Origin of the sequence: Alcanivorax xiamenensis (genome assembly GCF_009846745.1) — a bacterium.
Taxonomy (GTDB): Bacteria; Pseudomonadota; Gammaproteobacteria; order Pseudomonadales; family Alcanivoracaceae; genus Alloalcanivorax; species Alloalcanivorax xiamenensis.
Genome location: NZ_AQPF01000073.1, coordinates 1 through 12,562 on the forward strand (window position 1 = coordinate 1; position 12,562 = coordinate 12,562).

Consider the following 12,562-nt stretch of genomic DNA (forward strand, 5'->3'; position numbering starts at 1 on the left):
AAGCGATCGCCGGGGCAAGCAACAGCGCCGCTGCCCCAAGGCGTCGTGGCCCGAGATGGGACTTCAGTCGGGAACGGGAGATCATTTCAGGAAATCCTCCAAAGATTATTGTGGTCGTTATTGCTCTTTTTCTTTATTTGCGTTTTCGCGTTTTCTTTTTTGTTTTAAGAAAGAGGCCATCTTCATGATTGGCAGCCAGAGCCTAGGAGCGGCCGGCCGGCGCCCATAACCGGCGATTGAGAATGGTCGGTCACGTTTTTGAGGTTGTGTTAAAAAAATCATTTAAAACAATGGGTTGGATTTGGTTTAAGGAAAAGCGAGAGGCGCTGGGCGAAGCGCTGGGAAGGATAAGGACAAGGGATAAGTAAACAAAGTGATGTCGTTATTCTACCATTTTGTTGTCTTTTTCGGACAAAACAATGCCGCTCTGTCCTTTAATGAAGAGCGGTGACGGGATTATTAATTGATTGGAGAAATGTATTTTAAAAAGGGGACAGGAAAAGGGGGCGGCCATGGGCAGCCTCTGAAAAAACGTCATCCCGGATCAAGCCCGGGATGACGGAGCCGCTGTGGGAAGCGAGCTTGCTCGCGAATCAGCTTTGGCGTTTTGGGGGCTATTCGCTGGCAAGCCAGCTTCCCACAGCGGCTTTGTAGCCCGGTCTGGAGCTGGCCCTGCTGGCGAACAGAGAGGGAAGGGATCAGCGGGGTTTCACTGTCATATCGATACCCAGTGCCCGCATCACTGCGAGCGTGGTTTTGAGCGTCGGGTTGCCTTGCTGGCTGAAGGAGCGGTAAAGCTGTTCGCGGGACAGACCGGTTTGCCGGGCGATTTCCGTCATGCCTTTGGCGCGGGCCACCACACCCAGCGCATGGGCAATGTAGCCGGCATCGCCGGTGGCGAAGGCTTCCGTCATGAAAGTGGCGATCGCGGTTGGAGAGCCAAGGTCTTCCGCCGGATCGTAGGAGGTTAATGCATCCACGTTTTTCTCCATTCCCGGGCCCGCCAGCGTTTGAATACATCGGTTTGTCTGATTTCCAGAACAGATTGTGGTTTATAAACCACAGTCATGGCAACATCCTTTTGAACCCGGGGCTTCGCGGCGGCTTTGGTGCTTTTGGCCCTGTTGTTTCAAACGGATGTCTTGACGGATGTCGGCGCGGACCTCAATTGATGTCCGCTTTCTTCGAACGTTCCGTAGGAATAGATCCCCGTTTTTCCTGAGCGGGCCTCCTGGGAAACCCCATTCGCTGCTAAAGCGGCTTCCCACAGCCCGGCTTACGAAGCCGCTGTGGGAAGCGAGCTCGCTCGCGAATCAGCTTTGGCGTTTGGGGCTATTCGCTGGCAAGTCAGCTCCCCACAGCGGCCTTGCATATCCCCATGCCGTGGAGCCACGCCCGGCCATGGGCTATAATGCGCGCCCCTCGTTCCAGCCAGGAGTGCCCCCAATGACGGTGATTCGCCAGGACGATCTGATCCAAAGCGTGGCCGATGCCCTGCAGTACATCTCCTATTACCACCCGGTGGACTTCATCCGCGCGGTAAAGGAAGCCTACGAGAAGGAAGAGAGTAAGGCGGCCAAGGACGCCATGGCGCAGATTCTGGTGAACTCGCGGATGTCCGCCATGGGGCACCGCCCGATCTGCCAGGACACCGGTATCGTCACCGTGTTCGCCAAGGTCGGCATGAACGTCACTTTCGAGGCCTCCCCCGGGGAAGAGAGCATGTCTCTGGACGACATGATCAACGAAGGCGTGCGCCGGGCCTACAACCACCCGGACAACGTGCTGCGCGCCTCGGTGCTGGCCGATCCGGATGGCAAGCGCGCCAATACCAAGGACAACACGCCGGCGGTGATCAACTATTCCATCGTGCCCGGCGACACCCTGGAAATCGACGTGGCCGCCAAGGGCGGCGGTTCCGAGGCGAAATCCAAGTTCGCCATGCTCAACCCGTCCGATTCCATCGTTGACTGGGTGCTGGAGCAGGTGCCGAAGATGGGCGCCGGCTGGTGCCCGCCGGGCATGCTCGGCATCGGTATCGGCGGTACCGCCGAGAAGGCCATGCTGATCGCCAAGGAATCCCTGATGGACCCCATCGACATTCACGAGCTGCAGGCCCGTGGCCCACAAACCCGGGCGGAAGAACTGCGCCTGGAGCTGTTCGAGAAGGTCAATGCGCTGGGCATCGGCGCCCAGGGCCTGGGTGGCCTGACCACCGTTCTGGATGTGAAAGTGGCGGATTATCCGACCCACGCGGCCAACAAGCCGGTGGCGATCATCCCCAACTGTGCCGCCACCCGCCATGCCCACTTTATTCTTGACGGTAGCGGCCCGGCGGATCTCAAGGCGCCGGATCTCGAAGAATGGCCGGACATTGCCTGGGGCAATGATGAAGGCGCCAAGCGCGTCAATCTGGACACCGTGACCCCGGAAGAAGTGCAGACCTGGCAGCCCGGCGACACGCTGCTGTTGTCCGGCAAGCTGCTGACCGGCCGTGATGCCGCCCACAAGCGCATGGTGGATATGATTTCCAAGGGCGAGAAACTGCCGGTGGACTTCACCAACCGCTTTATTTACTACGTTGGCCCGGTGGACCCGGTGGGCGACGAGGTGGTGGGCCCGGCCGGTCCGACCACCGCCACCCGCATGGACAAGTTCACCCGCACCATGCTCGAGGAAACCGGGCTGATCGGCATGGTCGGCAAGGCCGAGCGTGGCGATACCGCGATCCAGGCGATCAAGGACAACAAGGCGGTTTACCTGATGGCCGTGGGCGGTGCCGCTTACCTGGTGTCCAAGGCGATCCGCAAGTCCCGCGTGGCGGCCTTCGAGGACCTGGGCATGGAAGCGATCTACGAATTCGAGGTGGAAGACATGCCGGTGACCGTGGCGGTGGATTCCAATGGCGAATCGGTACACAAGACCGGCCCGGTGATCTGGAAAGAGAAGATCGCCGCCAAGAAGTCGGCATAATCCTGTCTCGCTTCCGCTCCGGGGAACCTCTCGGGGCGGAACGCGTCAGACACACCACTATGAATACTCTTGCGTTGTCTCGCTATGGGGCATTGGCGTTGTGCGTCCTGTTGCTGGGGGGGTGTGCCGGTCTGCGGCAAACCGCCGGCGGCTGGCTCGGCCTGGCTCCGGCGCCGGCCACGGTGGCCGGCCTGGACTACGCCACCCAGAAGCGACTGGGGATCGACGAGCCGGCCTGTGACGAGTTGGCCACGGCGTGGCGGGGGGATCGCTGGCTGCCCGATGATCAGCGAGCGGGTCTGATTGCCCGCTGTGGTGTCGGGGTGCGCGGGGCGCTGACTGCCCGTGAACAGGATCAGGAGCTGGATCGCCTGGTGTCCGAGGCCTGGGACGCCACTATTCAGGCGCGGCTGGAACGTGAGCGGCGGGAACGTCGCCGTGAGCAGGTGCGTCGTGCCATAGCCCTGGCCCGGGAAGAGGCCGAGGCCCGCAACGACTCCGCCGCTGACGACGCCATGGCGGAACTGCGCGAGCGCATGGCGGACGCGCATATCCTGCAAGTGCTCAGAGAAGTGCCGGACCAGCCACTGGCCTATGCTATCGGGCAGCCCTCGGAACGCTCCATGAAGGAATTTCTCTCCTGCCTTGAAGTGGCCTATCCCAATGAAGGCTATGAGACGCAATGGGAGGGCGACAGCTTGTCGGTGCGCGCGCTCAACGCCACCATGCCCCGGGGAGACGTGAACATCGACACCCAGTTTGTCAGCGTCTGGAACACCTGGATGCTGAAGTCCCTGAGTGTGGCCGAACTGCGGGCCACCAACGCCCAGGATCGCTTCATGCTGGCTCAGAACCTGGTGGCGGGGCAGTGTTATGACGTGGATGGGCGGTTGTAGGTGGCCGGTTTATAGATAGGTTCGATTTGCTTGCAAGCGGAGCGCCGCCCGGCAATCTTCCCACAGCGGCTTCGTGGTTGCCCCACTGTGGGAGACTGCCTTGGCAGCGAATCGCCAGCGGAATTCAGGGCCGTGGCGTGGTTGCCCGATCCACCAGATACACCAGCCCGTGATAATCAATCCCGCCATGATGGCTGAGGCCGATCTCGCAGGTGCGGCTGGTGGAGATCCCTTCATCGCAGTGCTGCACGGTGTCGCGCAGATCGCGCAGCGCATGGGCGTTCAGTTCCGGGGTGGTGAACCCTTTGTCACCGGCGAAGCCGCAGCAATGAATCCCTTCCGGCACCACCACCTCCCGGGCGCAGCGGCGGGCAATCTCGATCAGCCCGGCGCTTTCCCCCAGGTGTTGCGTGCTGCAGGTGACGTGCACCGCCACCGAAGTGTCCAGTGGTGAAAAGGTGAGCCGGGGGTACAGCTGCTCGCGGATGAACTTCACCGGATCGTACAGTTTCAGGCGTGGATCCAGGCCGCCTTGTACCAGCCGCAAGGTGCAGGGGCTGGTGTCGCAGTACACCGGATCCTCGCCGTCGCGGCTGGCTTTGAGCAGGGCGGCCGCCAATTGATCCTGTTTACGCTCTCCCGGTTCCGGGTAGCCCTTGGAAGCAAAGGGCTGGCCGCAGCACAGGCTGTCCAGATCCTCCGGAAACACCACCTCGAAGCCTGCTTTTTCCAGCAGTGCCCGGGTTTTGTCGATCAGTGGTACCTGTTCCGGGTCACTTAGTGACGGTCCCATGGTGCGGGATACGCAGGCGGCCAGATAGACCACGCGCGGGCGTTCCCCGGCGGAAAGCGGTTGATGTCGGGGCAGGGAAGTGGCTTGCGGCATGGCCGGCGTCCACAGGGGAATGCGTTCTCCGGACAAACGCCGAAGGCCATTGGCAAGCGTCTGCAGCCGTTCCCCGCCGAGCAGTTTTTGCGCGGTGGTGGCGCCGCGCAAAGTGATCCGGGTGGCGCCGAGCGCGCCGCTGAAATGATCGGCCAGCCGGTCGGCGGTGCCGGTGTGCCGGGTCTGTCCGGCTCTTAATTCACGCACCAGATCGCCGGTATTGATGCCCACCGGGCAGCGCTGGGCGCACAAGCCGGTGGCCGCGCAGGAATCGATGCCGCGATACAGATAGTCGTTCCACAATGGTGTGGCGCCAGCGCCGGAGCGGCGTTTGGCCTGGATGTCCCGCCACACCACGATGCGCTGGCGCGGTGTCAGGGTCAGGCCGCGGGAAGGGCACACCGGTTCGCAGAAGCCGCACTCGATGCACTTGTCGACGATCTCGTTGGCGGCGGGCAGCGGCTTGAGATGTTTCAGGTGAATGCGCGGGTCCTCGGACAACACCACATCCGGGTTGAGGATGCCGGCGGGGTCCAGCAGCCGTTTGATTCTCCACATCAGCTGATAGGCGTCGTGGCCCCATTCCAGTTCCACGAACGGCGCCATGTTGCGGCCGGTGCCGTGTTCCGCCTTGAGCGCGCCGCCGAAATCCTCCGCCACCAGTCTGGCCACGTCGCCCATGAAGGCTTCGTAGCGTTGCACCTGGGCCGGATCGTCGAAGCCCTGGGTGAATACGAAATGCAGATTGCCTTCCAGGGCGTGGCCAAAGATGATCGCTTCGTCATAACCGTGTTTATCGAACAGGGTGAGCAGGCCGCGCACGCCGTCGGCGAGTTGTTCCACCGGGAAGGTCACGTCCTCGATGATCACAGTAGTGCCGGTGGCGCGCACCGCGCCCACCGCCGGGAAGGTGCCTTTGCGGATGGCCCAGAGTTGCTCGTTGACCGCTGGATCGGTGCTGAAGTCCACCTGCTTTTCCACCGCGAACGACGCGAGGGCCTGACGGATCCCCTGTAATTGCTCTTGCAACAGGCTTTCGGCGGCGGCGCGGGATTCGATCAGCAGCGCGCAGGCGCCGTCGGACAGGCCCGGCACCCAGTCGGGCATGCCCGGTTGATCCTGTACCGAGCGCAGGCTGCGGCGGTCGAGCAATTCCACCGCCGATACCGGCTGTTGCTTCAGCACCGGCACCGCCCGGCAGCAGGTGTCCACGTCGGGAAACACGATCAGGGCGCTGGCCCGGTGCGGGTATTCCGGCACGGTGTCGTAGGTGACCGCGCTGATGAAACCGAGAATCCCCTCGGAGCCGACCATCAGATGGGTGAGGATTTCCAGCGGATCGCCGTAATCCACCAGCGCGTTCAGGGACAGCCCCGTGGTGTTCTTGAGACGGTACTTGTGGCGAATGCGACTGCTCAAGGCGTTGTCGGCACGAGTCTCCCGGCCCAGAGCCGCCAGTTGTTCCAGCAGGGCGGCGTGACTTTGCCGGAAGCGCGTGACGCTGTCCGCGTCCTCGGTGTCGAGCACGGTGCCGTCGGCCAGTACCAGACGCATGCCGGCCAGGGTGTGGTAGGTATTCTGGGCGGTGCCGCAGCACATGCCGCTGGAATTGTTGGCGACGATGCCGCCGATCCTGGCGGCGTTGATGGACGCCGGGTCCGGGCCGATCTTGCGGCCCAGCGGTGCCAGCCAGGCGTTGGCCTGGGCGCCGATGACGCCGGGTTGCAGGCGGATCTGTGCGCCGTCGTTGCGAATTTCCCGGCCGTTCCACTGGTCGCCCAGCACGATCAGCACGGAATCACTGATGGCCTGGCCGGACAAACTGGTGCCGGCGGCGCGGAAGGTCACCGGCACCGCGTGTTCGCCGGCCAGCGTCAGCAGCGCCACCACTTCCGCTTCCGTTTCCACCCGGATCACCAGCTTCGGAATCAGGCGGTAAAAGCTGGCGTCGGTGCCGAACGCCAGGGTGGACAGCGGGTCGTCGAAACGCCGTGCGGCGGGAATCAGGGTTTCCACCGCTCGCAGAAAAGGGGCGGGCAGCGGGCCGTGGTCGGCAGCGGTCATGCGTCCTCCAGAATCAGTACCACCAGGTCCTTGGGGCCGTGGGCGCCGTAAGCCAGTACCTGCTCGATGTCGGCGGTCTTGGACGGGCCGGAAATCAACAGCGCGTTGGTGGGCATGCCGGCGCGCCAGTTCAAGGCGCGCTGGGCTTCATAGAGATTGTCATGAATGGTGCTGGCGCGCAGCAGCGCGAAATGCACCGGCGGCACCAGACTCATCAAGCGTGGTTCGTGGCGGTCCGGGCACAGAATCAGACTGCCGGTGGCGGCAATGGCGCCGACCGTGCCGGTGAGACTGGCCGGAGTGTCATGGAACAGCTCGGGCTTCCACTCTTCCACCGGCCGGTCATAGGCGCGCAGCGTTGGCGCATCGGAACGGCGTTGCCAGTATTCGCTCAGTTGCCGGCCATGGTCGGTTTCCGGTGCGATCAGCAGGCGGGTCAGCTGTTTTTCGGCGAGCAGGGCGGCCAGCAGATCGGGCCATTGAGCCTGGCTGGTGAGATGAATTTCCGTGTGCACCGCTTCCATCAATTCCCGCAAGCGGGCAATGCGCTGCTCCGGCGGGTAGCGCCAGGGCTCGGTGACCAGCGTCTGGTCGAAATCGTCCGGCAGCGCTTCGGTGCCGGTCAGGCTGCGCCGGAGTTTGTCGAGAATGCGGGCTTTGGCGCTCATCGGGACTGCTCCAGATGTTGGCGGGCCAGTTCGTGCAGGGAACGGGCGGCGGGTTTCGGGGCGCCGCGATGCTCGGTCCAGGGGCCGAGACGCGGGGGTGTCAGCGCGCGCAAGCGGGTGGCGAAAAAGCGGAACAGCCGGTACAGCAGCGGGCGCGTGTACAGTGTGCGCCAGAGCGTCCAGACGGTGCTCTCCAGTGCCGAGTATTTGCTGCCCTGGCCGCGCATCACGGCGTGCTCCGGGTCGGGGCGGGACACGTTTTCTTCGCGCAGCCGCCGCAACAACGACGGAATCGGAATCCGCACCGGGCAGACTTCACCGCAGGCGCCGCACAGGGAAGACGCGCTGGGATGGTCCGGCACTTTGTCGAGGCCCACCAGGTGCGGGGTGATGATGGCGCCGATGGGGCCGGGGTAGACCTCGCCGTAGGTGTGGCCGCCGACGCGGGTATACACCGGGCAGTGGTTCATGCAGGCGCCGCAGCGGATGCAGTTCAGGGTCTGCCGCAGTTCACCATCGGCGAAGGCCTGGCTGCGACCATTGTCGAGCAACACCAGATGGACTTCTTCCGGCCCGTCGCGCTCGCCGTCCTGGCGCGGACGGGAGATCATGTTGATGTAGGTGGTGATCGGCTGCCCCAGGGCGGAACGGGTCAGTAATGACAATAGAGGCACCACGTCGCGCAGATGGGCGACCACTTTCTCGATGCCGGTGACGGCAATGTGCACCTTGGGCACGGTGGTGCTCATGCGGCCGTTGCCTTCGTTCTCCACCAGCACCAGGGTGCCGGTTTCGGCCACCGCGAAATTGACGCCGGAGACACCGATGTCGGCGTCGAAGAATTTTTGCCGCAGCACCCGGCGGCCGGTCTGGATCAGTTGGTTGACGTCGCGGGTGTAGGGCTCGTCCAGTTCCCGTTCGAACAGCCTGGCCACCTGGTCGGCGTTCTTGTGGATCGCCGGCATGATGATGTGCGAGGGCTTTTCGTGGTCGAGCTGAATGATGTACTCGCCCATGTCCGATTCCAGACATTCGATACCGTGGTCGGCGAGGACATGGTTCATGTCCATCTCCTCGCTGACCATGGACTTGCCTTTGATCACCTGTTTGGCCTGACGGCGCTCGGCGATGTCGAGGACGATGCGGTTGGCCTGCTCGGTGGTTTCCGCCCAGTGCACCTGGATGCCATTGGCGGTGAGATTGCTTTCCAACTGCTCCAGCAGGTCCGGCAGCCGGGACAGCGCGCGGGCGCGGATGTGATTGCCCAGGGTGCGCAACCGTTCGCGCTCGTCGGCGTCGCTGAAGGCGGCGGCGCGCTTCTCCATCAGTGAGTCCATGGCACCGCGAAAATTACGTCTGAGTTGGGCGTCCCCCAGTGCATCGTGGGCGCGGCTCTTGAATTCATCCCGTAGCGGGATGCGCGCGGGCTGGCTCATGGCTGGCCTCCGGTGCGTTGCCAAAGAAAGCTGGCCAGGTGCTGACCTTGCAGGGGCGCCCGCTGTTTTTCCAGGGCGCCGTTGATGTTCATCAGGCAGCCGGCGTCCGCGCTCACCACGCGGGCGGCGCCGCTGTCGCGCAGGGCGCGGGTCTTGTCCGCCACCATGGCGCCGGAGATGTCCGGCATGCGCACGCAGAAAGTGCCACCGAAGCCGCAGCACTCGCTTTCGTGATCATGGTCCACCCGGCGTACCCCGGACAACTGATCGAGCAGGGCGCGGGCGTGGTGGTGGGTGTGCATTTCCCGGCGGGCGCTGCAGGAAGTGTGCAGGGCGACCTCGGTGGATGGGCCTTGATCGCGCAGCTCGACGCGGCAAACGTACAGCAGGAATTCCGCCAGTTCATAGGTGCGCTCAGCCACGGCCCTGGCCAGTGCCAGGGTATCCGGTTCGTCGGCGAACAGTTCCTGGTAATGATGACGGAACATGCCGGCGCAGGAACCGGAGGGCACCACCACCGGCCAGTCCTGGTCGAACAGCGCCAATTGCGCCCGCGCCACGTCGCGCGCCTGGTCGGTGTAACCGCTGGTGTAGGCCGGTTGGCCGCAGCAGCTCTGCGCCTGGGGGAATGCCACCTGGATTCCCTCCCGCTCCAGCAGCCGGATGGCGTCCATGCCGGCCTCCGGGAAAAACAGATCCACCACGCAGGTGCCGAACAGATAAATCCGCTCGGGTTTGGGCTCCGGGTAAATGCGCGGCGCGGCGCTCGGCTCGGCGACGCGGGTGGCCTGGGGAACGAAGGTGCGGGGAGTACTCATGGGGGGCGATTCCTTCATTGAACCAGTGGGTCGGTGACGCCGAGCAGATAGAGTGTCACCAGGGCAATCAGTCCCGTTATCATCACATAATAAAACGTCGGCCAGATGGTTTTGCGCAACGTCGCCCCTTCCTGGCCGAGCAGACCGACGGTGGCGGAGGCGGCCACCACATTGTGGATCGCCACCATGTTACCGGCGGCGGCGCCCACCGCCTGGGCCGCCACCATCATGGCACCGGACAGCCCGAGGTTGTGGGCGACGCCATACTGAAACTGGCTGAACATCATGTTGCTGACCGTGTTGGAGCCGGCCAAAAAAGCCCCCAGCGCGCCCACGGCGGGCGCGAACAGGGGGTAAATGCCGCCGACGCTATCCGCTACGTAGCGGGCCATGGCAATCGGCATGCTAGGCAGATCCGAGGCATTGACGCCGGAGTTGATCAGAATCCGCACCATCGGCACGGTGAACAACAACACGAACCCGGCGCTGAGTAGAACGCCGGAGGATTCCTTTACCGCCGCGCCCAGGGCGGCGGGTTTCATGCGGTGCAGGAAAAAGGTGATGGCCACCACCGTCACCAGGATGCCGCCGGGCAGATACAGCGGCTGGACGCTGGCGCTGATGCCGGCTTCTCCCAGCAGGTCGGTGCAGCCGACGGCCACGCTCTTCAGCGCCGCGCTGATGTCCGGGAACACGCGGCTGATCACCAGGAACAGGCCGACCAACACATAGGGCAGCCAGGCGCGCAGGGTGCCCATCGGGCGGGCGGCCAAATCCGCCACCTTGATTTCCAGACTGCCCAACCACTGCCGTGGCCAGTGTTCGGGGGCGGCGAAATCCCACTGCCGTTTGGGGACCAGGAAATTCAGACGAATGGCGGTGGTAACGATAGCCAGGCCGATCAAGCCGCCAAGCAGGGAGGGGAACTCCGGACCGAGCAGCAGGCCCGTGGCCAGATAGGGCAGCGTGAAGGCCAGGCCGGCGAACAACGCGAACGGAAGCACTTCGAAACCGGCTTTCCAGCTTTTTTCCTTGCCGAAGAAACGCGTCAGCATCAGCACCATGATCATTGGCATGACGGTACCCGCCAGCGCATGGGTGATGGCCACGCCACTGGTGATCTGCTGCAGGAACTGCTCCCAGCTGGAACCGCGTTCGGTCAGCTCGCGGCTCAGGGTGGCGCTGTCCAGACCACTGGTGACGCCCACCACGATCGGGGTGCCGACGGCACCGAAGGAGACTGGCGTACTTTGCACCAACATGCCCATCAGTACCGCCGCGAGCGCCGGGAAACCGATCGCCACCAGCAAAGGGGCGGCGATGGCCGCGGTGGTGCCGAAGCCGGAGGCGCCCTCGATGAAACTGCCGAACAACCAGGCGATGACGATGGCCTGAACGCGGCGGTCCGGGCTGAGCGTGGTGAAGCCCTTATGAATCACGGCAATGGCGCCGGAATGCTTGAGTGTGTTGAGCAGCAACAGGGCGCCGAAGATGATCCACAACAGACCGATGGTGATCACCAGCCCCTGCAGCGTGGAGGCGAGCAAGCGGTTGAGGCTCATGTCCCAGACCAGCAAGGCGATCAGGGCGGTGAACAGATAGACCACCGGCATGGCGCGGCGGGCCGGCCAGCGCAGGCCGATCAGTAGCAGCGCGGCGAGCACGATGGGGGAGAAAGCGAAAAGAGCAAGCAGGCCGGGTTGCATGGTATGACAGTCTCCTCGGCATTGTTGTTTGCATTATCGGCAAGGTCCTTGTAAATTGGTCTTACCAATTATCCAAATTGAAAAACTAGCCTAAAAGCTGATCTCTGATGCGTCAAGCCGGGGATCGGTACGACCTTTGTCTATCCACTGTGGATAATGGGTGGCGTGAAGGTTTGCAGCGTCGTAGGATAATTTAATTGGTAATACCAATTTGAGAGGTGGCATGAATACGGGGCAGGTTCGTCATCGGCGACTTTCCGATGAGATCGTGGAGAAGCTGGAAACGATGATTCTGGAGGGCAGTTTCAAAGCCGGAGAGCGTTTGCCGGCGGAACGTGCCCTGGCGGAGCAATTTGGTGTGTCGCGGCCTTCTCTGCGTGAGGCGATTCAGAAACTGGTGGTGCGGGGGCTGCTGACCAGCCGCCAGGGCGGCGGTACTTTCGTGGCGGAGCAGTTGGGCTCCACTTTCAGTGATCCGCTGCTGCATCTGCTGGAAAAGCACAGCGACGCCCAGCAGGACCTGCTGGAATTTCGTCATACCCTGGAAGGGGCCTGTGCCTATTACGCCGCGCAACGGGCCACGGAACTGGATCGCCAGCGCCTGCGTGATGCCTTTGACAATTTGCACCGCTGTTATAACGACGCCGAGGTGGCCCGTGCCGAGGAGGGCGCCGCCGATGCCGCCTTCCATCTGGCCATCGCCGAGGCCAGCCACAACGCGGTGCTTCTGCATACCATTCGTGGTCTGTTCGAACTGCTAAAGCACAACGTGGTCACCAACATCGGCGGTATGTACGAGCAGCGGAATGAAACCCGTGACATGTTGCTGGCCCAGCACCGTCAGCTTCTCGACGCCATTCTTGAACAGCGTGCCGAGGATGCCCGCGCGGTGGCTCAGAATCACATCAGCTATGTGCGCGAGGTGCTCGATGAGGCGCGCCAGCAGGCCCAGCGCTTGGAGCGGGCGGAGCGACGGGGGCGGCGTTGAGGAGCGTCAGACAATGTCATTCGCTTGCAAGCAAGCTTCCCACGGCGGCTTCGTAGTTTGTTGCTGTGGGAAGCGGCCTTGGCCGCGAATGCTCCTCCGGGCCGCTGGCAATTCGCTTGCAAGCAAG

The 12,562-nt window shown here is 63.1% G+C and carries 10 protein-coding genes; 4 read left to right on the plus strand and 6 right to left on the minus strand.

All coding sequences use genetic code 11. From position 1 onward, the window contains the following. Nucleotides 1–229, plus strand: a 229-nt coding sequence (locus tag A6D6_RS22025; protein WP_236564199.1) for a hypothetical protein, incomplete at its 5' end; no start/stop codon positions are given. Between the two features lie 469 nt (nt 230–698). Here the strand turns inward: A6D6_RS22025 and A6D6_RS20645 are convergent. After that, nucleotides 699–980, minus strand: a complete 282-nt coding sequence (locus A6D6_RS20645; RefSeq protein ID WP_236564200.1) for an addiction module antidote protein — start codon at nt 978–980, stop codon at nt 699–701. Nucleotides 981–1,446: 466 nt separating this feature from the next. Between A6D6_RS20645 and A6D6_RS20650 the strand changes: the two genes are divergently transcribed. After that, complete coding sequence (locus A6D6_RS20650; protein ID WP_133493342.1) at nt 1,447–2,973, plus strand: fumarate hydratase; 1,527 nt, start codon at nt 1,447–1,449, stop codon at nt 2,971–2,973. A gap of 59 nt (nt 2,974–3,032) precedes the next feature. Continuing rightward, nucleotides 3,033–3,869, plus strand: coding sequence for a hypothetical protein (locus A6D6_RS20655; RefSeq protein ID WP_133493343.1), 837 nt, complete (start codon nt 3,033–3,035; stop codon nt 3,867–3,869). A 124-nt stretch (nt 3,870–3,993) separates the two neighbouring features. Here A6D6_RS20655 and A6D6_RS20660 read toward each other — a convergent pair whose 3' ends face one another. From A6D6_RS20660 to A6D6_RS20680, 5 genes are read right to left on the minus strand one after another with little or no spacing between them, the layout of a single operon-like run. Next, on the minus strand, nt 3,994–6,819 hold the full coding sequence (locus tag A6D6_RS20660) for an FAD-binding and (Fe-S)-binding domain-containing protein (RefSeq protein ID WP_159661740.1): 2,826 nt from the start codon (nt 6,817–6,819) through the stop codon (nt 3,994–3,996). Beyond that, nucleotides 6,816–7,487 carry a LutC/YkgG family protein gene (locus tag A6D6_RS20665; RefSeq protein ID WP_133493346.1) on the minus strand — a complete coding sequence of 224 codons (672 nt, stop codon included), beginning with the start codon at nt 7,485–7,487 and terminating at the stop codon, nt 6,816–6,818. The genes A6D6_RS20660 and A6D6_RS20665 overlap by 4 nt, the downstream gene beginning before the upstream one ends. After that, nucleotides 7,484–8,923, minus strand: a complete 1,440-nt coding sequence (locus A6D6_RS20670) for a LutB/LldF family L-lactate oxidation iron-sulfur protein (RefSeq protein ID WP_159661741.1) — start codon at nt 8,921–8,923, stop codon at nt 7,484–7,486. The genes A6D6_RS20665 and A6D6_RS20670 overlap by 4 nt, the downstream gene beginning before the upstream one ends. Next, nucleotides 8,920–9,741 (minus strand): (Fe-S)-binding protein, encoded by an 822-nt coding sequence (locus A6D6_RS20675; RefSeq protein WP_133493348.1) that lies wholly within the window; start codon nt 9,739–9,741, stop codon nt 8,920–8,922. The genes A6D6_RS20670 and A6D6_RS20675 overlap by 4 nt, the downstream gene beginning before the upstream one ends. Nucleotides 9,742–9,755: 14 nt before the next feature. Beyond that, nucleotides 9,756–11,447 (minus strand): L-lactate permease, encoded by a 1,692-nt coding sequence (locus A6D6_RS20680; RefSeq protein WP_159661742.1) that lies wholly within the window; start codon nt 11,445–11,447, stop codon nt 9,756–9,758. A gap of 223 nt (nt 11,448–11,670) precedes the next feature. Between A6D6_RS20680 and A6D6_RS20685 the strand changes: the two genes are divergently transcribed. Continuing rightward, on the plus strand, nt 11,671–12,435 hold the full coding sequence (locus tag A6D6_RS20685) for a GntR family transcriptional regulator (protein ID WP_133493350.1): 765 nt from the start codon (nt 11,671–11,673) through the stop codon (nt 12,433–12,435). Nucleotides 12,436–12,562: the final 127 nt, after the last annotated feature.